Source organism: Roseibium sp. ROS1, assembly GCF_054658215.1.
This window is the reverse complement of record NZ_BAAGIG010000003.1, coordinates 1,356,192-1,377,936: the sequence shown is the minus strand read 5'-3', so window position 1 is coordinate 1,377,936 and position 21,745 is coordinate 1,356,192. Positions and strand designations below refer to the sequence as shown.

Sequence of the window (21,745 nt, the reverse complement as noted above, 5' to 3'; positions counted from 1 at the left end):
AACTGGTATACCCCCAATCGTGAAGTGAATTGGGGTCGATTGGCCTATTGCGGAAGACGGAGCCACTTGATGGGGCAGATGCGCTTGGTAGTCGTTGGAGCCGGTGGCCGAATGGGCCGGGCATTGACGCGGGCGGTCACGGAAACAACGGGTGCTACCGTCGTCGCGGCGATCGAACGCGAGGGCTCCGAGTTTCTTGGCAAGGATGTGGGCGACCTGGCAGGAACAGGTTCCTTGGGCGTTCCCGTCACCGACGATCCCTTGACAGCCTTTGCCGCCTCTGACGGCGTCCTGGATTTCACGGCTCCGGCGGCAAGCCTCTGGTTTGCCGAGCTGGCCGCGCAGGCTCGCATCGTCCATGTCATCGGCACCACCGGTTGGGCTGAAGGGCAGGACGAACCTCTGAAGGCGGCTGCCCGCCATGCCCGGGTCGTCAAATCCGGAAACATGAGCCTGGGTGTCAATCTGCTGGCGAGCCTGGTGCGCAAGGCTGCCGCCGCGCTTGATGCGGATTTCGACATCGAGGTTCTGGAAATGCATCACAAGCACAAGGTGGATGCCCCCTCGGGCACGGCGCTGTTGCTTGGCGAAGCGGCTGCACAGGGCCGGGGCCTGGATCTGGCCGCCCATTCGGTCCGTTCGCGCGACGGTATCATGGACCCTCGCAAGACCGGCGACATAGGCTTTGCAACCCTGCGGGGCGGGTCGGTCATCGGGGAGCATTCAGTGATTTTTGCAGGTGAGGGCGAGCGCATCGAACTCACTCACCGGGCGGAAGACCGGCAACTGTTCGCCCGCGGGGCCGTCAAGGCGGCACTGTGGGGATTTGACCAGAAGCCCGGGTTTTATTCGATGGCCGATGTCCTCGGCCTGGATTCTTGAAGATACGCATTTAGCTTGAGGAGAATGGCATGGACCGCCTTCTTGTGCTTGTCCGTCACGGACAGAGCGACTGGAATTTGAAGAACCTGTTCACCGGCTGGAAAAACCCGGACCTGACCGAGCAGGGCGTGGCGGAGGCTCACAAGGCCGGCGAGCAGCTCAGGGATCTGAAGCTGTCCTTCGACGTTGCTTTCACCTCCGATCTGTCGCGTGCACAGAAGACGCTGGACATCATCCTGGAAGAACTGGGCCAGACCGGCCTTGAAACCTTCAAGGATCAGGCTCTCAACGAGCGTGACTACGGTGACATCACCGGCATGAACAAGGACGAAGCGCGCGAGAAATTCGGCGAAGAGCAGGTCCATATCTGGCGCCGCTCCTACGACATTCCGCCTCCGGGCGGTGAAAGCCTGAAGATGACTGCAGAGCGCGTTCTGCCTTACTACAAGTCGGAAATTCTGCCGCGCGTCCTGGCTGGCAGCCGCACGATCGTTGCCGCGCACGGCAACTCGCTGCGGTCGCTGATCATGGATCTGGAAGACCTTTCACCGGAAGAAATCCTGAAGCGTGAACTGGGCACCGGAACACCGATCATCTATCGCCTCGATGAAAACGGCGGCGTGGTCAGCGTCCAGGATCTCGCCGACTGAGACCAGTCTGCATTGCCGAAATTCATGTCCCGCTGCTTCCATGAGGCAGCGGGACTTGTTTTTGAAAGGCAGCTTGCAGTCCGCCAGGTGCCTGCGTTGCCCGGGGCGTTATCGAATGGGCCTTTGAAGCGGGCATGTACCGTCTGCAATTCCCCGGCAATTTCATTGCAAAAACAGTCCTGAATAGTGATTTGCATTCGATGTCTCTCCCATTTGAGGGAGGGCCGATCTGCCACGCCTCTATAGGCTTCCAGCCGTCGACCACGGTTGGAGCATTTATAGATGGCCGAATGCACGAAAGTTTCTTCCCGCTTGCAGAAGCTGGTGCGCAGATCAGGAAAATCGGGACGTTCGCTATTTCAGGCAACTGCAGTTTTTCTGCTCGGCGCGGTTTCGGCGCAGGCCCAGACAAACCTGACAGCTGAAGAACAGGCCAGGCTGGCCGCAGCCGACAGCGGCCAGGCACCGACTGCCACCGCGATCGAACTTCCCTTCGAGGAGCCGTTTGACGGCAAGGATCTGGCCGGGCACTGGCAACTCCTGAATGCTGACAAGGACTCCTTCGTTGTAGAGAACGGCATCCTGCTTGCGCTTACGAGCGGCGGCAAGAACAGTCTGCGAAATGCGGATACGAGCAACATCTTCGAGCTGCAAGGCGTGCCGCCTGAGGGAGACTTCGATCTTGCTATCAAGGGCAAGCTCGATCCGAAAACTGGTTACGACGAAGTCTGGCTGGGACTTCGGGAAAGTCCGGACAATTTTATTGCAGCCCATCTTTATGTGCTCACCAAGGGGTGCGGTCCTGCACTGTTCCTGCGGACTGTCGCCAATCAGCCGGTAATGCCGGAAGGAGAGCCGGTTTTGACCGCCGCCAACCACAGCCTGTTTGACGGTCCCATCATCAAGTCTGTTTGCGACAAGGCCGGCCGGCCCCTCGGGGATCAGATCCTGTCGAACCTGTTTGCAGAAGGTTTTGAGCTGACCCTTTCCAGAAGAGGGTTGCGCTACCGGACCTCCCTGACATTGACCGTTCCGGACAGAGGGGCGCAAAAGCCCGCCGGTCTCGAGACCGTTCACACCAACTGGATTGCCCGCATGGCGCCTTTCGGCAAACCGGTTTTCCTGCTTGGCCAGGGCAGCCGCGCCGGCAGCGGTGAAACGCTGGCCGAGTTCGACCACTTCAGCATCCGCCGTCCGCAACAATGAGCCCGGAGTTTCCCATGACTGCTCTTCCCTCTCGGGCGCGCGTACTGCGGCTCGTGGTTCCTTTCTCGCTCGCCCTTTGTGCAGCTTTACCTTCTCATGCTCAGCAAGGTGATGTCGCCGCCGCTGAGAACCTTGTGAGGCTGTTTTATGCCGAACATTCCAAGCGGTTCAACGACGGCGATACGCCGCTCCTGAACGACGCTCCGGCCGCAAAGGAGTTCCTCGTCGACGGTCTCGTGCAAGGGGAGCTTCAGGGGATTTTGCAATTCGATCCGGTCTACGATGCACAGGACGCGAGCATTTCCGATCTCAGTATCCGGCCCGATCCGGACGCACCCCTCTTGCAGGGCGCTGCCCGGATAAAGGTGACTTTTACCAACTTCGGAATGCCGATCCGGCACATCTACACGCTGATAGCCGTGCCGGACGGTTCCTGGCAGATCAACGACATCTATTCCGAAACAAACGACTGGTCGCTGTCTGATCTCCTGCAGTCCGCCGGTGTGGACATCAGATCGGATCCAGGTTCCGAGATCACGCTCAAGGGCAGTTCAGCGGCCGGGTCCACCGTTGGATCGGGGCAGACACAGGCTGCAAACGGCGGAGACGCGGTAATACCCGGCATGGAAGAAGGGGACCTTCCCGGAAACGGCCTGTCCTCTGAAGGGAGCGACCTTCTGTTCGTTCTGGACGGTTCAGGCTCCATGTGGGGTCAGGTCGACGGTGTTGCCAAGATCACCACTGCGAAGCAGGCGCTGACAGGCCTTATCGGTGACCTGCCGGCTCAGACCAACGTCGGCCTCATGGCCTACGGACACCGCCGGGAAGGGGATTGCGGAGACACCGAGATCCTGTATCCGGTTTCCAACTTCGATACCGAACGTCTGAAGCCGGTTATCGACGCGATTACGCCTCGTGGAAAAACCCCCATCGCAGCCGCCCTGCAACAGGCGGCTTCCGCCATGCCCGCCTCCAACCGGCCGGCAAACGTGCTTCTGATTTCAGACGGGCTGGAAACCTGCGGCGGTGACCCATGCGCCGCGGCCAAGGCATTGGCCGAGCGGGGTATCAACACCCGCGTCCATGTGGTCGGGTTTGACCTGACGCAGGAGGAGAACCAGGCCCTTCAGTGCATTGCCGAAAATGGCGGCGGCAACTATTACGCCGCCAACAATGCCGAAAGCTTCACCGAGGCCGTCAAGCAGGCTGTCGCGGACGCAGGCAAGGCAGCGGAACCTTCCGCACCGGCGCCGAAAGCTGAAGAGGTCGTTCCGGCCAGCACCCTTGTGTTTGAGGAAACATTTGACGGCCCGGAGCTGGCAGCCAGCTGGCAGACGCTGAATGGAACCGACAGGCTGACCAGGTTTACCGGAAGTGGCACCCTGTTTGTCTCCGCACTGGGGGGCGACACGATCTACGACAACAAGAACGCGCTGAACCGCCTCGTTCTTGACGAGCCGCTGCCTGACGGTGATTTCGACCTGAGTCTCAAGTTCAAGCTGCATGAACAAAGCGGTCATGAAAGCGTATCGTTGTCGCTGCTGGAGGATACGAGCAACCAGATTGGCGCAATGGCCTGGATCTGGACAAAAGGCTGCGGTTCTTATCTGAACCTGTCCTTGACCCGCCTCTCCGGAGATCCCGAAGGCAAGCCTGAAGTCTCGCGTTTCGATGTCAATCTGTTCAGCAAGCAGATCGTCAAGACCGTGTGCGACAAGGCGGGCAGGGCTTATGGCAACAAGGTTCTGGAATCGCTTTCGACCGATGGTGCTCTGCTGCGTCTGAAACGGCGAGGACGTGCGCTCTCCGCTGCCATCGAACTGGAATTGCCCACTGCTGACGGTCAGGAGGGCGGCCCCTACGTTCTTGAGACCGATCCGGTTACCGTGCTGCGCCTTGCCGGCAAGCCGAGCGTGCTCGCCGGTCAGTGGAACAAGGCAAAGTCGCAAGAGAGCCATTTCGAGTTCGACAGGTTTGCAATCGAGCTGGTTTCGCAATGAGGCTTCGTCCTCGCCGTGCTTATCTGGCCTTTGTAATCGCCTGGTTCCTGTCGGAAGCGGTCTTCGCGCAAGGTCCCGGGGTCCAGGCCCCAGGTGTCGAAGACCTCGCTTGTGCGGCGGGTTATGGCTGCCAAGACGTTTCATCTTCGCAATGCGACGTCCTGGCGATGCTGGGCTTGATGACGACGGGAGAGGCCCGGGACCTGTTCGCCCAGGCTTATCCCGCACGGTTTACGGAGGTGGCAAGAAACGCAGACTTGCCACCGTCCGAATGCCTGCAGGCTGCCGGTTCCGGTATAGGCATCGGCGCGGGCAGCCTTTCAAGTTCGGGTACCGAGGACACCGGCGCATCGCCGAATGACAGCGGTGCACAAGCCTTGCCCGACTTCGCAAGTCTCGACGGATTTTCAGAGGCACCCTGCCCGGGCAATGTGTCCGTCGATCCGATCTTCGTGCAGGGGCAACCGGACATCCGGGTGCTCGCCTGTTTCAAGGGAGCGGACAATCGCTACAGCGAATGCGGCAAGGCACCCGCCCGTGCCTATTGTCTGAAATTCGGTCAGCCGGACGTTGCCTGTTTCGGCGACATCAAGCTCGTCGGCAAGGCCGCCACTGTCGACGCCTATTGTGAAACCGGCGAGTGTCCCGCTTTTGGTTTCATTGTCTGCAAATAAGCGCCATCCGGTGCCGGAACCGCATCGATGCTCACCCAAATGGGAGAGGCTTCAGCCGGACCGAAACGTCAGTCTTGCGTCATCGACATGTCTCGCCAACAAGACCGGAGACTGAAATGCGGAAGATTTGGATGATACTTTTTCTGGCACTGGGGACGAGTTTCCTGCTGCCAACCTTTACGGCGCAGGCCAAGACGATCTGCACGATCCAGGCGGAGAGCGCTTTCAGCAAGGGTCACAAGACCCGGGCCGGTGCCGAGGCAAGAGCCTGGGTAAACTGGCAAGGCAAGATGAGGAACAGCCATGGCCGCCGGTTTGCCGTTTCCATGGCCCGGGTGACAAAAGGCTATCCCAAGTTCGATGGCACCCGGTTTAACCACAGGGTGGTGGTTCGCGCCCAGGGTTGCTACGTCAAAGGCGTTTCCTGCCTCACCGGCACCGGGATCACCCCTTCCTGCGAGTGCCAGAGCGACCGTCGTGCCGCCTTGAAGCAGGGATGTTCCGTCTACGCGGCTGGCAGGTGACAGGCAGTACGAATACTTCCCGAATGGAATGCGTGCAGACGGTCTATTTCAACCAGCCGACAGGCCCGGCCATCAGCCGGGCCACAAGCTCCGACTGACTGTGCACGCCGATCTTCTGGAAACTCTTTTTAAGATGCCCGCGTGCCGTGCTGACCAGAATTCCCTGGTTGTCTGCAATCTGGTCCAGCGATCGTCCTTCGGCGATCTCGAGGGCAATCTCCGCTTCCTTGCCGGTCAGGCCATAGGCCAGTTCGATCAGGGTCTTTCGGGTTTCGGAGGTGTCTTCGCCGGTCTGCACCCTCAACAACAACAAGCTGGCAGGCCCGTGCCTCTGAAGGCTGGTCTGTTTGAGGGCGGCAGGAAAAAACTGAAAGCCGACAGGCTTGCCCTCATGGACAATCAGTCTTTCCCCGTTCTGGCGAGAAATGACTGCCGCTTCGTTTTCTGCCAGCAGCGACTTTACCCGCGCCTTCGCGGTTTCTTGAATTTGACAAGCGTCGTCCTGCGGCAACAGGCCCGAGAGCGAAGTTTCGAAGGCGCCGTTGCAATGCAGGAGGTCGTTTTGCCTGTCCAGCAGGGCAACACCGATCTGCAGCCGCTCGATCACGCTTTCCAGAAGAACGCCGAGCGTCGCGCTCATCATGACCTGCTTGTTCAGGTTGAACGCCCGTTCCCAGTGCGGCATCAGCCGGCTGATGCGCTCGTGCAGTTCTTCCTCGTTGACGTTCCCGGAGAGTTCTGCCTCATGGATCATCCGGTAGATGATTTCCGTCCATCGGCTGTCGTCGTCGATGGCGTTGTAACAGAGCTCGACAAGTTCATCCGGCTCCAGCTGCCGTGCGCCGGTTTCGCTGATCCGGTTGAGGATGTCCGAGGCAAGCTCTTCCACGCCGACTTCCCTGATATCGGCCTCAGGGCGTCTGTTTTTCTGGACCCAGTCCAGGATCCGTCCGCTGATCGAGAATTTGTCCTCTTCCAGAAACAGCGCCGACCGGGCTCCGTCGACACGTTCGGAGGCAACGTCCTCAATGCCAATCCGCGACAGGAAGCGCTCGATGGGCGGCAGGAAACCGCCGTCGCGGAGCATTGCATCTTCGCCGCCGAAGACGACAAGGCACCGCGTGCCCGGTTTCATCTGAGCGTCACGCGGCCACGACCACGCACTGAGCATGCCTTCGAAAATCTGCTTCCAATATGCGGGTGTCGGTGTCGGCCAGCCGTGCGGGTCTTCCAGGACCTGCTGAATGACGCGGTGATCCGTACTCATGACATCAGCAAGGTGCCTGCGATCCTTCAGGTGCGCGCCAAGGAAGGAATAGAGATGGTGCAGGGTCTGTTCGTCGGGCGTATCCGCGCCTTTCAGGCGGATTCGAACCTCGGAAAAAGTCTTGCCGAACAACGCCAGCGTCTTCTGGTTGGGCGGCGGCGAGATGAACACGATGTGCCGGGCAAGGTCCGGCCAGGTCTTCATGACTTCCAGCGTCAGCAGGGCGGTGATATTGGGAACGACGATCAACCGGTCCTGCCAGGGCGTGTCCTCAAAGCTCTGCTCCAGCAGGTGCCGCATGTCTTCTACAGCCGATTTCCAGCCGTCTCGCGGATCCAGATGCCCGGCAACCGAGGTCTTGTCGAAACTCTTGCCGTGTCCCCGGATATCGCCGGAGTGGACGTCCCAGCCGGAGGCGCGGAACCCGGCTGCGAGTGGCTGCAGCATTCCTGAATGCGTTGGTTGGCTGTGGCCCAGGAAAACGGTTCTCTTTCCCGAATAGAGACGGCGCGTCATGTTGACGGGCCAATGACGGTAATAAAGCGAAGGCCCGTCAGGTCTCGGTAGGTATTTTGCTTCCATGCGCAGATCTCGTCTCAGAACCACATCTGCCCAATGTGTCAAAAGTCCCCTTGCAGACGCCCGCCGCGAGACTGCAGCAGAAAGCCGCCGTTGCAAATCTATGAAAATCCATAGGGTCTGGCTGCAAAAGCGGCGTTTCATGCCGAGAGCCCCTATTCGAAGGTATTCTTGAGAGAGAACTTTGCAGCCTCGAACTCGGTCAGCAGGTCGACGAGATGTGCATCGACCCGGTCCGGATGCGCGTTGGCACCGACAAGCTTGTCCTGTGCCAGAAAGAACAGGACATCGTCGTCAACCACGAAGCCGACAGTATGATACCGCTCAAGCAGATCGAGCAGGGTGGTCTGAGTAGCAGGCGTCAGGATGCTGAGAACGGCAAGGTCTGCATCCGCTCCGACATCGTTTGAACAGGAGACATGGAATGCCTCGTTGAAGGCGATGGACTCCGTCTTGATGTCCCGATCCAGAGGGCCCTTGTGGAAGAGGTTCTCCGGTCGCACTGCGGCCCGGACGCCTGTCTTGCGGCCAAGTTTATAAGCGCCCAGGAGGGAGTGGAACACGCCGAAGCCCCCTCTGCCGCCACGGGCGTCACGCCTCAGGGCAGGATTCGCCGCAAGGCCGGCTTCCATTTCCATGGCACCGATTGCGACCCAGAACGGCAATCCGTCGTTGCTGCTTGTGCCCCAGAATTCGCCATCGAATTGGGCACCGACAAAGGATCCGACCTGAAGCCTGGTCAGTTCGGGGACGCGGTCCTCTACGGCAAGCGCCCTTTCGGATTTGACCAGGTGCGTTCGGCGATCCGCGCCGTCCGATGTCATGACGGTGCCGAATTCGCGCACGCGCTCCATGAGCTTGCCACTGTAGCTCCAGCCTTTCCTGCGTGCGAGTTCGACCCGACGCTTCAGCTGTCGGCCGTCCCTGTTTTCAAGCTCCCCCGCCAGAAACATGAGCGCGAACATCACGGTCGTGACCGCAACAGGCACAAACGGAAAGCCGTCCGTCCAGAAGCCCTGCACTATGGTCCACAAAAGGGCAAGGATCGCCCCTATCGGCAGCATGCGCCGGAGCGGAGCCGGCAGAACAACACCGGATTGGATGTCGGAGACATCGGGGGTCTCCACGGAGATTTCACCCTGGATCGGGTCCCAGTGCGTGACACGCCCACTCATGACGGCGCTCTTGTCAGGTCGATTGGCGGTACGGCTTCAGCGGATTTCAACTGGTCTGCATCGAGTGCGAAAAACGCTGCTCGTTCGAAGCCGAGGAGCGAGCCGACCCAACACGAAGGGATGGCATCCAGCAGCGTGTTGTAGCGATCCACATTGCCGTTATAGAGCCGGCGCGCGGCACTGATCTGGTCTTCAGTTTCCTCCAGCTGTTTTTGCAGTTGAAGGATGTTTTCCGTCGAAGTCACATCAGGATGATGTTCCGTGTAGCCAAGGAAGGTGCTCAGCCCCGCGGTCAGGTCGCCTTCGGCCCGTTCGATGTCTTCCAGGCTGCCCTGCCGAACCGCAATCGCCTTCTCCCGCACGTCCAGAAGACGGTCGAAGACATGGTTTTCCTGACGGATGGCGGAGCGGACCGCACTCACCAGCCCGGGAACAAGGTCATGCCGCCGCTTGAGTTGAACCTGAATGCCCGAACGCCCGTTCGCAACGGCATTTCTGGCCGCTGCCAGGCGATTCTGCAGGTAGACGAACCCGCCAAGGCTCATGATCAGTAGGATGAAAAGCGTCGTCATGCATGTCTCCGGAAAATCCATGTCCGGAAGACAACAGAACAGTTGGGGTGGCACGCGCCCTCTCCCATTTAAGGGAGCTTGAATACGTGAAAGGCACAGGACACCTTTCCCACATTCTTGACTAAGGGGAAATCAGCCCGTTGAGCAGCGCGATGGCAATTGCCTGTTCGCGGGTCGCGGCGCGAAGTTTTGTGCGGGCGTTCTTGAGATGAAGTTCGACGGTAACCGGCCTGAGGCCGAGCTTGTCTGCAATCTGCTTGCTGCGCAGGCCTTGCGCGACCCAAAGGAGGCATTCCTTTTCCCTCGGGCTCAGCGCGATGTCCCTGTGCTCGTTTTCCAGCGCGGCCTGCAGGCGCTGGTGCGCAAAGAAGGCTGTCAGGCGGAGCAGGTCGGCATGTTCTGAAAATATCTTCTCGATTTCGTGGCGCGGCAGGCTTGAACCGAGGTTCCAGCCACCAGCTCCACCAGGGCCGGCTTGCCGCACGATACAGGACATTCCGGCACGCATGCCGGTTTCTCCAGCTTCCTGAATGAGTTGGCGCTGGGCGGTGCACAGATACGGATAGTCCGAAAGATAGTCGATGCCTGTCCCCATAGGAGTAGTCGAGGTGCAGCAGTATGCAAAGAAGGGGTCGATCCGCTCATAGGCGGCGGCGCGGTAATGAGAGGTCCAGCTTTCCGGAAAAGTGGTGAACATCGACAGACCCGCCATCGTGCGGTCGATGTAAATGAGCTTGTCGAAGCCAAAGGATTCGAAGAATTGCGCACTGGCTGTCCAGGCACTGTTGGAAGAAATTCCTTCAGGCAATTTCTCGATCAAACTGGGCGGCACTGCGTCTGTCCAAGCATAAACTATGGTTTTCCATATATTGGAGATCATAGGGTGCCGGGTTACATCGGACAACGGTTAGAGTTCACGGGGATTTTTACCTGACCAGGGCCCGTCGGACGGAACACGTTTTCGAGAGGCCGCTTCTGGCGTGACAGGCACGGGATCACAGACAATCGTCCTTGGAACGCTTCTGTTGGGACCGCTGGTTTACGCCTTCTGGCGCAGCCGCAAGGGGACGCGAGCCGACTACATTTTCAACTCGGGTCGCACGGGTTTGCTGGCTACCGTTGCCGGTATCATCTGCGGCAATATCGGCATCGGTACATTCGTTGCCCTGGTGCTGTTTTCCGCGGCAAGCCCGGTCATCGGCCTGTCGCTCGCGCTGGCCTATGGCACCGGGTTGCTGATGTGTGCCCTTGTCGCTCCGGGTGTGCACAGACTGTCACAGAAATACGGGGTTAGGGGACTGATCGACCTCATCGTGGTCACCCACAAGGTGCGGCACCCGATCCTGATATGGGTGCCGGTTGCCTTTGTCTTCCTTCTGCGGGCCTCGGTACAATTGATTGCCCTGGCCGTTGTCCTGACGGCCGTCTTTCCAATTCCGCCGCTTGCGGCAGTCGTGCTCGCAACATTCGTTGCAGGGGCCTACACGGCGATTGGCGGCTACAGGGTGGCAACGGAAACCGACATTCCGCAGGCTGTGGTCATTCTCGTCGGCATTGCGATCCTCGGGATGTGGAACATGGAAGCGCCTACGCGGGAGCTCGTGTTTTTCGACCTTGGTCCCTACCGCTTTCCGATCCTGATCGGCATCTGGCTGTTCATACCGGCAAGTGCGGTTCTGGCCGTCGACAACTGGCAGCGGATGGCGACCGCACGGGAGCCGTCGGTTGCCCGGCGCGCATTCCTGCTCGGAGCCCCGATATGCCTTGCGGGATACCTCATTATCGTCTGGCTCGGGCTGCACAGCATGCCTGGCGGGGACGTGATGCAGATCCTGCACACGTCGGTGCCGCAGACCTGGATATGGCTTGTCGACCTGATGCTCATCGCCGTGGTGATGTCGACGATGGACACGTTCGTGATGCCGCTGATGGCCGGTCTGGAACGGACAGAGCTGTCGCTGGGGAGATTGCAGTTGATCGTTGCCGCGCTGTTCACGTTGCTCGGTCTTTCAGCGGCCTTGTTCGCGGATGTCCTGAATTCGATCATTTCCGCCTTCAGTTCGCTGGCGGTGTTCTTGCCGGTTGTCTGGGCGTCGGTTCGCGGCCGGCGTGTGAGCGCGCCGGCGGCAATCGTGTCCCTGAACGTCGGGATCGCGGTCACCGTGCTGCTGACAACGGTGGACCTGAATTCCGCGGCGTTGGTCGGCTGTCTTCTGTCCTGGTTGCTGTATGAGACAGTGTCACGCTTTGCCCCGGGCCAGTCCCTGGCGCCTCGAAAGGTTGCTGGAAGAGACGCGAGAGCTTGATGCTTCGCTGCCTAAGTAACTGCGATTTCCGCTCAAGCTCTCCCATATGGGACATTTGCGGTCTGCAAGGATCGCCTACTCCTTGCCGAGTTTCGGCTCAAAGGAGACAATCTGATGAAATACGCCTACGCTCTTGCAGCTGGCCTTCTGCTGGGTCTGCCGGCAGAAATTGCGACAGCACAGTCGCGCTCCAATGAGGGAGTGACAGGTCAACCACAGGCCTGTCCGTTCAACCATCCTGTTGGTTGCTTCATCAAGACCGGTTCCAAGGGGCCGGTGAAGTCCGTCTACTTCTTCAACGACTACAAGCAAAACCGGTGCGGGGTTCATACGCAGGTTTGCCCGGAGGGGCGCAAGTGCTTCACGCGCACGGAGAAACTGAGCCTGAATACAGCGACGGGAGAATTCTATTCAAGCCGGATCAATGGAGCGGTCACCGTGACGAACAGTTACGGGTTCTCGACCAAGACGATTGGCGCCGGTTATCCCGCCTTCATGCGGGCGAAGGTCAAATATGTCGGGAAAAGCGGCAAGGCGAGAACCAGCACATTGTCCTTCAAGGCGTCGTCTGAAGGGTGCTGACGAGCGTTCATGGTTCGCAGCAATCAGCTCCTGCCAGCTTGAAGGCCAAGGTCCTGTTTTTCAAGGAGCGCTTGTTGTCCCGAAAGGTCACCTCCCTGCGCAAAAGCGCAGGGAGCACCATAAATCATCAGCGAGATGCCGATGGCTGCAATAATCTTGCTGATCATCCGTTTGCTCCCGAAAAATCAAACCTGGAAAGCGGCAGGCTCCGGATCCGTTCGCCGGTAAGAACAGCTACGGCATTTGCGACTGCCGGCGGCACGCCAGGAAGCCCGGGTTCACCGACACCTCCCATCGGCGCACCGCTCTCCACGATACGGACATGAACGCGCGGCATGCGCTCAGGAGGCAGGATCGGATACATGTCGTAATTGCGGGCTTCGGGCATACCATCGGTGTAGACGACCTCTTCCAGCAATGCGGAAGAGAGACCGAGTGCCACGGCGGAGTTTACCTGGGCTTCGATAATCGCTGGATTGACGATGCTGCCCGGATCGATAGCGACCCAGACATCGTGAACGACCACTTCGCCGCCATCCAGGGAGACTTCTGCAATCGTTGCCACCTCGCTGCCGAAAGGAGAGGCCATGGCAACACCGCGGCCGCGCCGCGTTCCGTCTTCCGCCTCAAAGGGCCCTCTTTTCCAACCGCCGGACAAGTCACCAACCGTCTGCAGGAGTGTCTTGTGGCGTGGGCTGTGGTCCAGCAACTTGAGACGCAGTTCAAAGGGATCCTGCTCGCCGGCATCAGCCATTTCGTCGAAAAAGGACTCATAGAAGAAATCATTCATCGAATGACCGACGGAACGCCAGAAACCTATGATGGCCAGATCGTCGACATGGATCTGGCCCACACGCTTGTTTGCGATCGCGTAGGGCTTGCCGGCAATTCCCTCGACCGATGAGCTGTCGACCTTGTCCGGCTGACGACCGTACCAGCGTCCGGTGGGGCCTTCGCCGACGGCAACCGCATCGAAAGCCAGGGGATGGCCATCCGGGCCGATCGCAGCCCTGAACCGCACCGTGCCAATTGGCCGAAGAGCGTCGCGCAGGAATTCTTCCTCGCGGCTCCAAAGGAGTTTTACCGGGCGGCCAGCCGCCTTGGACAGCAGGATCGCCTGCGGATAGGGATTTGCCGTCTGATAGAGGAAATGACGGCCGAAGAAGCCCCCGAGCATCGGGGAATGAACAATGACCTTGTCCGCAGATATCCCGGCCACCTTCGCGGCATCGGCCTGGAACATCTCGGGAGCCTGGTTCGGGACCCACATTTCCAGCGTGCCGTCATCGTTCCAGCGCACAAGTGCAGAGGGCGGCTCAAGCTGACCGTGTGCCAGATAGGGGGCGTCATAGGCGGCTTCGATCACCTTGGCGGATGATGATAGCGCGGCATCGGCATCGCCTTCGGCTTCAAACGCGATCCCTTGACCAGCCGTCGCCTTGAGCATTTCCTTGTGCGCTTCGGAGGAGAAGGTGTCCGGCATGGCGCGAGCGGTACCTGCGGGAGCTTCTGTCCACTCGACTTCCAGCTTCTCAACGGCCATCCGGGCGCGCCACCAGCTGTCGGCCAGAACCGCGACGGCACCGGGCAATTTGTGAAGGGAATGCACACCGGGCATCGCCGCGACGTCTGCCTCATTGGCGAATGCGCCAGGTTGCTGGCCAAGACGCGGCGCATGTTGTACCGCACCGTAGAGCATACCATCGACCGAAAGATCGATCGCGTATTGCGCCCGTCCCGTGGACTTGTCGAGAACGTCCAGCCTGTCGTGCGGCTTTCCGATCCAGCGGAATTCATCCTTCGACCGCAATTCGACAGTTTCCGGCACCGGAAGGTCCGCCGCAGCTGTCGCAAGGTCTCCGTAGGGGATCGATTGCCCGGAGGCCGGATGAACCACTTTCCCGGGTTCGGTCGTGAGGGTTTCAATCGGCACGCCAAGGCGCCCAGAAGCGGCTTGCAGCAGCATCTGACGGGCAGTCGCACCAAGCTTGCGCATGGCGTCATAGCTCATGCGCACGGACATGCTGCCGCCGGTAAAGCGAATTTGCCCGCCGATCAGCAGGTAGTCGGGTCCCGGGGGCGCCGTTTCAACTTGAAAGTTGCCCGGCTCGACATCCAGTTCCTCACCGACAATCTGGGCCATGGCAGTGTAGATACCCTGCCCACCTTCCACAAAAGCGCTGCGGAATTTCACCGTACTGTCGGCCAGAATTTCCAGGTAGGCATCGATCCGGGTACCCGGCGTGGTCTGGCCGGCCTGCGCAATCGCCCGCCCGGTTCCAGCAGGAAGAGATACGGTCAGAACCAGCGCGCTGATAGAACCGGCGAGAAAGCCACGGCGTGAGACGTTCAGCGGGCGCGCTGTGTTTATATCGGCGCGCGTGAAACCGGAATTTTCATCAATTTTCATGGGAGCGCCTCCTTAAGCTTCAGCAGCCTGACGCACGGCTTTCGAAATCGCATTGTAAGTGCCGCATCGGCACAGATTGGTCATTGCTGCGGCAATGTCGTCTTCCGATGGGCTGGCGTTTTCCTTGAGAAGGGACGTGGCAGCCATGACCTGGCCAGACTGGCAATAGCCGCATTGCGGCACCTGGTTTTCCACCCAGGCGTCGACCACTTTCCTGCCGATCGGATCTTGTTCAATTGCTTCGATTGTCGTGATCTCGGAACCGGCGACACTTTCGACCGGGGTGACACAGGTACGGGTCGCGTAACCGTCGACAAGCACCGTGCAGGCTCCGCATTGAGCAAGGCCACATCCGTATTTGGTACCGGTCATTCCGAGCGTGTCCCGCAATACCCACAGCAATGGGGTGTCGGGTTCAACGTCAACCTCGTGCCGGGATCCATTGATGTTCAGTTCCATGGTGCCTCTCCTCGAGCTTTCATGAAGGCGTGCCGACGGCTGATTGCGCAACGCGGCAACATGCTTGCGTCCGTTTCGCTTCAGGCAGCGTCATGCCCGGCGCGTCACGGGTAATATGAAGTCATCAGGCCGGGGGATTAAGGCGCGTCTCTTGAAACGAGTTATGATCTGACCTCATGAAACGAACCGGGCGAACCAAGTGGATGTCCCTGGCCTGCACACGGCGACAGCCCACTGACAAAGCAGACAAGGTCTGGTCATTGAGCGATGTCGAGGGCGCTTCTGCCGCCGGTGTCACACTGTCGGTCGGGTACCACGACGACTGACAAACAGCATGGCTGCAACGCCGATCAGGCTGCTGACGGTGCTGACAATGACCGCCCCATGCCAGCCGGCAAAAAAGCCCTCGTCCGTCGGTTCTGCAATCAGAAGGGAGACAAGTGCAATGCCGATGGCCGAACCGAGGTAGCGGGCCGTGTTGTTGGCGGCGGACCCCATGGCACTGCGTTCTGGGGGGACCGTCTGCACAGCTTCGTGGCCCAGGGAAGCGTTCAGGACGCCATTGGCCAGCCCGGCGACGAACAGACCGGGAAGAACGGCTGCCCAGGTCTTATCGGCATCAGCGGCAATCAGCAGGAACTGGGCAAGTGCACAACCGAGAATGGCCCAGATAACCCTTTGTCTAGAAGTGAACCGATCCGGCAGCAGGCGTGCCGCAAGAGCGGCGATAACGGTGACCCCGGACCAGGCGACAAGAACAACGGCAGCAAACAGCGGTTCCATTCCAAGGCCGCGGACCAGAACGGTCGGAACCATGGACATAAGGGCAAGCACACCTGCGCCCGAGGCGAAGGCCGCAATTGTGGCTCCCGCGAAATTGGCATCACCGAAAAGATCCAGTGTCAGGATTGGATTTCTGACCCGTTTTTCGATCGCCACGAAAATCGTGACCAGCAGAAGACCGGAAGCCGAAAGGGTTACAACCGTCATAGCGGACCCGACCCGCGCCTCGGTCAATGCCGAAAGAAGGCACCCGAGCCCGGCCATCAGGACGACGCTTCCCGCCAGGTCGACCTTCTGACCGCTGGGTTGGCTTTCCGGAAGGCGTGCCCGGGCCGCGAGGGCGAGCAGGGCCGAGGTCACCGCTATCAGCCAGTGTATCGCGGCCCAGCCCGAAACCCCGAGCAGGAGTGATGCGATGATCGGACCTGCGGCCACACCGCCGCCAAGTGCCGCCGCCCAGATCGCCGCTGCGTGCCGGCGAGCTTCGCCCTGGTAGATCTGTCCGAGCAACCCGAGGCCACAGGCCATGATGCCGGCACTTCCAAGGCCCTGTACGATGCGCATGAGGATCAAAAACAGGCCGCTGGTGGCAAGCGCTGCGGCAACCGACGACAGAACCGTGAGCCACAATCCGCCGGTGAACGTCATTCGCCGGCCGAGTGTATCGCCGAGGGCGCCTGCGGTCAGCAGGCCGCAGGCCGCCCCAAGTGGCATGCCGCCCATGACCCACGCCTGACCGGCCGACGACAGGTTCAGTTCACGTGTCATCGCTTCCAGCGTCGTCAGCGGCGCGGTGAAGACGACGAGTGCAAGGAACGTCGCGAAGGCTATGATGATCAGGGCCGCGGCAGGGGGATGAGATTCAGATGTCACTGTCATTCCGGTCTCGATGGGACGTGTCCCGGATCACCTTGTGGCGGATCCAGATGGTTCCGTCGTCGAATGTGCTGGAGGAGATGAGTTCGAGCCTGCGGGCATCACACGGTTGCGTATGCTCGTAAATGGCTGGAATGCCGCTCTGTCCATCAATAACCGGGAAGACGAGTGTGCTGGTTTCATCGATCATGTCGGCTGCCAGAAACGCGCCGTTGAGAGTACCGCCGCCTTCCAGCAACAGACGCCGGCAATCGAAGGCTTCCGAAATCCTTGTCAGCGCACCGGACAGGTCGGTTCCCTCCGCACCGGCAAAGAAAACGGAAATACCGCGGGCGTACAGGTCCTGGACATGGTCGTCCGCAACTCTTTCCGAGAGCACGATCACGAGATGTTCGCCTTCGAGGTCTCCGGTTTCGGGGCGTAGACGTCCGGAGCGGTCAAAGCAGATTGCGACCTTGTTTCCAGAAGAGCTGGCTATGAGATCCGGACGCGGAACCGGACCTGCGGAGATGCAGGGTTCAGCTGAGGCAATGAAATCTTCCATTGTGCGCCGACCGACAATCCAGCCGTCATTGTCCAGACGTTCGGCAGCGCTTTCATAGGCTGTCATGACTTCTTCCTCGCTGGCCGGCCAGCGACCGGGAAGGAGGCGGCCGTCGAGAGAGGTGATCATGTGGCAGATGATGAAGGGGCGTTGCATTTGATGCGTTGCGTCCGGTTTCAAGGCGCTTGGGAGGCAAGTCGAATTTGGAGCTGACACATTATCCCGCTGACCGGATGGAAAATATGCCTGAGTCCAGCTTGCACTGATGAGAAGGACTCATGAAACAAGCCGGCTTTCGTTGACGAAATTGGCTCAACACCAGCTTCAATCAAACACGGGGCTTAACGCAACCATACCGATGTATGAGCGGTAAGACCTGCCGTACAATGGTTCCACGGTGCCCTTTCCCGCAGGCTGATGACGTCACCGCAGGCACCGCCTGCATCAGCTACGGGGAACAACATGTCCATGAAATCTGTCACGCGACGCTTCGTTCTTGAAGGACTGGCATCGGCCCCCGCGATCGGCGGAGCCGTATCCATCGTTATGCAACCGACCCCCGCCACGGCGGAAGAAATCAGGAGAACAAGCCAGATGACCGCGCCTTGGTCTGTCCACCGGCACACCCAGTTACAATCCCCTGGAGATGGCCGCAGATCCGCGTGATCTTATCCAGGCGCTGGGCCTGAAGGACGTGATCCTGCTCGGTTGGTCGATCGGCGGCATGGCGGCCCAGGTGGCGCTGACGCTTTATCCGCAGGAGATCAGCCACCTTGTGCTCTTGGGCTCCACACCTCCCGGCGATCTGGTGAAACCGGCAGAGCAGCTTTTTTACGACCTTGCCGGCAAGGACGTGAACGACTTCGAAGACGTGGTTGCCCTTTTCTTCGAACCGAAATCGGCTTCAAGCCGTGCGGCCGCAAGCCGGTCCCAGGCACGCATCGAAGCGCGTGAGGGCGATACCAGCCCGGCAGTTCCGATAGATTTTGCGCGGGCTCGCATTGCCGGTGGTCCGGCCAATCCGGCTTTCCCGGCTCCGCCGGTGATGGAGATGCTGAAGACGACCAGCGTGCCGATCCTGCATATTGGCGGAGATCACGACATCATCTTCCCGGTCGAGAACTGGTACGCGCTGAACGGGGTCCTGCCGACAGTCACACTGGTGACTTACCCCAGCGCAGGCCATGGGCCCCAGCATCAGCATCCTGAACTGACGGCGGACATCATCGCCAGTTTTGTCCGCAATGCCTGATGCAGGTTGAAACTTCGGCGCCGGCAGATTTCGGCTCGAAATCGCCGTCGCTGGATCTCCCGGGCGCACAGATCTCATTCCGCCGCTTACGGCAGGTCGGATTGGATTGTTCAATATTCGATTACAATGTGATCTGATTTTGATGGCTTATAATCAGATAAGTAGACGATATCTTTTAACCAGGCCCGGACGAATAAGGAAAGGTCCGGCAAAACAGGAGAACTGAAAATGGCAAATCTCGATGTATCGGCTGCACCTGAAGGCGGCTCCGCACTCACCCGCAGTCTGGACAGCGCCGTGCCGCTGGCCGCACGCCTGCTGATCGCCCCTTTGTTTCTGCTTTCCGGCATTTCCAAACTTGGGTCTGCAGAAGCTACCATCGCCTGGATCGATGCGGCAGGCCTGCCCTTCGCAACGCTCGCCTATATCGGCGCAGTTGCAGTTGAAATCATCGGCAGTCTGGCGCTGATCGCGGGTTATCAGACCCGTCTCGTTGCCGCAGTCATGGCACTCTTTACTGTGGCAGCAGCTCTGGCCTTCCACAATCAGCTCGGTGATCAGAACCAGTTCATCCACTTCTTCAAGAACATATCGATCGCCGGTGGACTGTTGCAGATCGTAGCCTATGGCGCCGGCCGCTTTAGCGTCGATGCCCGGATCGGCACTCGACTGCAGTAATCGCGTCCCTGTAAAAACTGAAAAACGCTTCACGGCCTCCGCCCATCCCGGAGGCCGTGCGCGTTTGTGCCGGGTGCAATGGGGTGTGAAATGAACAGCAATCGCGCCAAGGCAATACTGTGCCCCCATGCGAAGAGATGTCATACTCCTGCCCATGATGCGGCGTGGAGTTCCAAAACAAGACATCTTCTTTGTCACCGCCAAAGATGGTGCGCGCATTGCCTGCGCCTCGTCAGGGCGTGGGCCGACCATCGTTCGAGCCGCGCACTGGCTGACCCATATCTCCCGCGATCTTGACAGTCCCGTCTGGCAACACTGGCTTGCCGAGTTGACTGGCTTCGGACGTCTCGTGCGATACGACCTTCGCGGCTGTGGTCTTTCTTCGCGAAACATCTCCGAGATCAGCTTCGAGGCCTGGCTGTCGGACCTGGAAGCCGTGACCGAAGCAATCGACGAACCCTTTACCCTGCTCGGCATGTCTCAGGGTGCCGCGCTTTCCATCGCTTACGCGCTTCGCCATCCGGACAAGGTGGAACGACTGGTCTTGATCGGCGGTTACGCGCGCGGACTGTTGGCTCGCGACACCAGCGACAGGGCAAGACTGGAAGCAGCCACGCTGACCAACCTGATGCGGCTGGGGTGGGGCAGGGACGATACTGCTTTCAATCAGGTTTTTACGCATCTCTTCATTCCGGACGGAACGCTTGCGCAGCACAAATGGTGGCGGTCTCTTGAGCAAGACACCGCGTCGGCAGACATTGCAGCCCGCACCATGGAAACGCTGCATCGTATCGACGTCCTGAATCTGGCTGCGCAATTGAAAGTGCCGACGCTGGTGCTGCACGCAAATGGCGACGCACGCGTTCCCTTCGCTCAGGGACGCGAGCTTGCCATGACCATCCCCGATGCCAAATTCGTGCCCCTGGACAGCAACAATCACGTATTGCTGGACACGGAACCTGCGTGGAACGTTCTTCTTTCTTCCTTGCAGGACTTCCTCGGAACCAGCGCCGACCTCGCGGTATCCGACACGGACTTCGGTCTCACCACCGCGGAGGAACAGGTGCTGACTTTGGTGGCGAAGGGGCTGAGCAATTCGGAAATTGCGGAGCTTCTGGACAAGAGCGAAAAGACCGTGAGAAATCAGGTCTCTTCGCTCTTCGACAAGGTCGGGGTGCACACCCGTTCCGAGTTGATCGTGCGCGTTCTGTCGGCACAGACGGGACAAACACCCTAGGCAATACGTCACTTTATCAAGCGCAGCGGGACATCGATCTCATGTGCGCCGGTCGGTTTTGGCGTCTGATCTCCACAGATCAAGCCGAAGGATGACCGGAAGATGAGACAAGCAATCCAAAAAGACACCACGGCGGCAATTGCCGCGCTCGTTTTTGCGACCCTGTTCTGGTCAGGAAACTTTATCGCCGGGCGTGCGATCCGAGGTGAGATCACGCCGCTGGAACTCAACACGATCCGATGGGGTCTTTGCCTGGCGATGATGCTGCCTTTCACGTTGCGAGGCCTGGTCTCCTATCGCCAGGAGCTTGTTGCCTCATGGCGCGTGGTCGCATTGCTTGGGATCACCGGCATCGCCGCGTTTCACACGATGGTCTATCAGGCGCTCTCGCAGACAGCGGCGGTGAACTGTCTCCTGATCCTGGCGCTGGCTCCGGTCGCGACTGTTGCCGGTGGAATGATCTGGAGCGGGTTCCGGCCGACCTTGTTCCAGATCGCCGGGCTGCTTGTGTCGCTGCTGGGTGCCTCGGTTCTGGTCCTGGCTGGCGGGAACGTCGGCGTCTCCGTTCTTCAGGTTGATACCGGCAAGATCTGGATGTTCGGCGCGATTTTGATCTGGGCCTGGTATACGCTGTTGCTGCGCCACAAGCCGTCCGCCGTGCCGCAGAGCGTGACGCTGGTGGCAAGCATTCTGGTGGCGCTTTGCGTGATGGCGGCTTTCCTCCTCGTACGCGGGGTGGAACGGCCTGAGTTCACCGAAGAGTCGCTGCTGGCTGTCGCCTATATTGCGGTTTTTGCGTCGGCGATCGGGTTTCTGCTCTGGTCCTACGGCATTGGCATCATCGGCCCGGAACGCGGCGGGCAATTTGTCCACCTGATGCCGATCTTCGGCAGCATCCTGGCTGTGCTCCTGCTAGGGGAGCAGCTGACTTTTTCACTTCTTGCAGGAGCGGCATTCGTCGTCGCCGGGATCGTACTTGTCAATCGATGAGTGACCCGGAACTTGGCGAAGTCCAGCCTTTGCACGGTGATGTGGCACGCGGAAAGTGACCGATTTGAAGAAGCCGAAATTTGTCCTTGACCTCAACTT

General features: G+C 59.6%; 21 protein-coding genes. 12 read left to right on the top strand and 9 right to left on the bottom strand.

Annotated elements, in window-relative coordinates:
- The first annotated feature begins 69 nt into the window (after positions 1-69).
- The 6 genes from dapB to ACYQ6M_RS22485 all read left to right on the top strand — a co-directional run bounded on the left by dapB (position 70) and on the right by ACYQ6M_RS22485 (position 5,936).
- On the top strand, positions 70-882 hold the full coding sequence (gene dapB / locus ACYQ6M_RS22510; RefSeq protein ID WP_460075663.1) for a 4-hydroxy-tetrahydrodipicolinate reductase: 813 nt from the start codon (positions 70-72) through the stop codon (positions 880-882).
- Positions 883-911: 29 nt separating this feature from the next.
- Complete coding sequence (locus ACYQ6M_RS22505) at positions 912-1,532, top strand: 2,3-bisphosphoglycerate-dependent phosphoglycerate mutase (RefSeq protein ID WP_022999102.1); 621 nt, start codon at positions 912-914, stop codon at positions 1,530-1,532.
- Between the two features lie 282 nt (positions 1,533-1,814).
- A complete protein-coding gene (locus ACYQ6M_RS22500) occupies positions 1,815-2,738 on the top strand; it encodes a hypothetical protein (RefSeq protein WP_367020927.1) in 924 nt (307 codons plus the stop codon).
- A 14-nt stretch (positions 2,739-2,752) separates the two neighbouring features.
- Complete coding sequence (locus ACYQ6M_RS22495) at positions 2,753-4,738, top strand: VWA domain-containing protein (RefSeq protein WP_460075660.1); 1,986 nt, start codon at positions 2,753-2,755, stop codon at positions 4,736-4,738.
- Positions 4,735-5,412: a hypothetical protein gene (locus ACYQ6M_RS22490; protein ID WP_460075658.1), complete on the top strand. Its 678-nt coding sequence runs from the start codon at positions 4,735-4,737 to the stop codon at positions 5,410-5,412. Before ACYQ6M_RS22495 ends, ACYQ6M_RS22490 begins: the two co-directional genes overlap by 4 nt.
- Positions 5,413-5,543: 131 nt before the next feature.
- On the top strand, positions 5,544-5,936 hold the full coding sequence (locus ACYQ6M_RS22485; protein WP_460075656.1) for a hypothetical protein: 393 nt from the start codon (positions 5,544-5,546) through the stop codon (positions 5,934-5,936).
- A gap of 43 nt (positions 5,937-5,979) precedes the next feature.
- Here the strand turns inward: ACYQ6M_RS22485 and ACYQ6M_RS22480 are convergent, their stop codons facing one another.
- The 4 genes from ACYQ6M_RS22480 to ACYQ6M_RS22465 form a co-directional block, all read right to left on the bottom strand.
- Positions 5,980-7,719: a serine aminopeptidase domain-containing protein gene (locus ACYQ6M_RS22480; RefSeq protein ID WP_460075743.1), complete on the bottom strand. Its 1,740-nt coding sequence runs from the start codon at positions 7,717-7,719 to the stop codon at positions 5,980-5,982.
- A 218-nt stretch (positions 7,720-7,937) separates the two neighbouring features.
- Positions 7,938-8,957: a hypothetical protein gene (locus tag ACYQ6M_RS22475; protein ID WP_460075654.1), complete on the bottom strand. Its 1,020-nt coding sequence runs from the start codon at positions 8,955-8,957 to the stop codon at positions 7,938-7,940.
- Entirely contained in the window at positions 8,954-9,529 is a 576-nt protein-coding gene (locus ACYQ6M_RS22470) for a LemA family protein (protein ID WP_062490893.1), read from the bottom strand. Before ACYQ6M_RS22470 ends, ACYQ6M_RS22475 begins: the two co-directional genes overlap by 4 nt.
- A 121-nt stretch (positions 9,530-9,650) precedes the next feature.
- Positions 9,651-10,361 carry a helix-turn-helix transcriptional regulator gene (locus tag ACYQ6M_RS22465; RefSeq protein WP_161633214.1) on the bottom strand — a complete coding sequence of 237 codons (711 nt, stop codon included), beginning with the start codon at positions 10,359-10,361 and terminating at the stop codon, positions 9,651-9,653.
- 148 nt (positions 10,362-10,509) lie between these two features.
- Here ACYQ6M_RS22465 and ACYQ6M_RS22460 point away from each other — a divergent pair, with 148 nt between their 5' ends.
- Positions 10,510-11,835 carry a sodium:solute symporter family transporter gene (locus tag ACYQ6M_RS22460; RefSeq protein WP_460075651.1) on the top strand — a complete coding sequence of 442 codons (1,326 nt, stop codon included), beginning with the start codon at positions 10,510-10,512 and terminating at the stop codon, positions 11,833-11,835.
- A gap of 114 nt (positions 11,836-11,949) precedes the next feature.
- Positions 11,950-12,417, top strand: a complete 468-nt coding sequence (locus tag ACYQ6M_RS22455; RefSeq protein ID WP_460075649.1) for a hypothetical protein — start codon at positions 11,950-11,952, stop codon at positions 12,415-12,417.
- A 23-nt stretch (positions 12,418-12,440) separates the two neighbouring features.
- Here the strand turns inward: ACYQ6M_RS22455 and ACYQ6M_RS22450 are convergent, their stop codons facing one another.
- The 5 genes from ACYQ6M_RS22450 to ACYQ6M_RS22430 all read right to left on the bottom strand — a co-directional run bounded on the left by ACYQ6M_RS22450 (position 12,441) and on the right by ACYQ6M_RS22430 (position 17,645).
- A complete protein-coding gene (locus ACYQ6M_RS22450) occupies positions 12,441-12,584 on the bottom strand; it encodes a hypothetical protein (RefSeq protein ID WP_228870222.1) in 144 nt (47 codons plus the stop codon).
- On the bottom strand, positions 12,581-14,827 hold the full coding sequence (locus ACYQ6M_RS22445; RefSeq protein WP_460075647.1) for a xanthine dehydrogenase family protein molybdopterin-binding subunit: 2,247 nt from the start codon (positions 14,825-14,827) through the stop codon (positions 12,581-12,583). The genes ACYQ6M_RS22450 and ACYQ6M_RS22445 overlap by 4 nt, the downstream gene beginning before the upstream one ends.
- 12 nt (positions 14,828-14,839) lie before the next feature.
- Positions 14,840-15,286 carry a (2Fe-2S)-binding protein gene (locus ACYQ6M_RS22440; RefSeq protein ID WP_152504859.1) on the bottom strand — a complete coding sequence of 149 codons (447 nt, stop codon included), beginning with the start codon at positions 15,284-15,286 and terminating at the stop codon, positions 14,840-14,842.
- 294 nt (positions 15,287-15,580) lie between these two features.
- The gene (locus ACYQ6M_RS22435) at positions 15,581-16,948 is read right to left on the bottom strand and encodes an MFS transporter (RefSeq protein WP_460075645.1); all 1,368 of its coding nucleotides are present in this window, start codon (positions 16,946-16,948) and stop codon (positions 15,581-15,583) included.
- Complete coding sequence (locus tag ACYQ6M_RS22430; RefSeq protein WP_168686528.1) at positions 16,932-17,645, bottom strand: RibD family protein; 714 nt, start codon at positions 17,643-17,645, stop codon at positions 16,932-16,934. Before ACYQ6M_RS22430 ends, ACYQ6M_RS22435 begins: the two co-directional genes overlap by 17 nt.
- A 454-nt stretch (positions 17,646-18,099) precedes the next feature.
- Here ACYQ6M_RS22430 and ACYQ6M_RS22425 point away from each other — a divergent pair, with 454 nt between their 5' ends.
- The 4 genes from ACYQ6M_RS22425 to ACYQ6M_RS22410 all read left to right on the top strand — a co-directional run bounded on the left by ACYQ6M_RS22425 (position 18,100) and on the right by ACYQ6M_RS22410 (position 21,646).
- The gene (locus ACYQ6M_RS22425) at positions 18,100-18,741 is read left to right on the top strand and encodes an alpha/beta fold hydrolase (protein ID WP_460075741.1); all 642 of its coding nucleotides are present in this window, start codon (positions 18,100-18,102) and stop codon (positions 18,739-18,741) included.
- 228 nt (positions 18,742-18,969) lie between these two features.
- Complete coding sequence (locus ACYQ6M_RS22420) at positions 18,970-19,419, top strand: DoxX family protein (protein WP_075281712.1); 450 nt, start codon at positions 18,970-18,972, stop codon at positions 19,417-19,419.
- 127 nt (positions 19,420-19,546) lie between these two features.
- Positions 19,547-20,656, top strand: coding sequence for an alpha/beta fold hydrolase (locus ACYQ6M_RS22415; RefSeq protein ID WP_230057640.1), 1,110 nt, complete (start codon positions 19,547-19,549; stop codon positions 20,654-20,656).
- 102 nt (positions 20,657-20,758) lie between these two features.
- Entirely contained in the window at positions 20,759-21,646 is an 888-nt protein-coding gene (locus ACYQ6M_RS22410) for a DMT family transporter (protein ID WP_460075642.1), read from the top strand.
- Positions 21,647-21,745 lie beyond the last annotated feature (99 nt).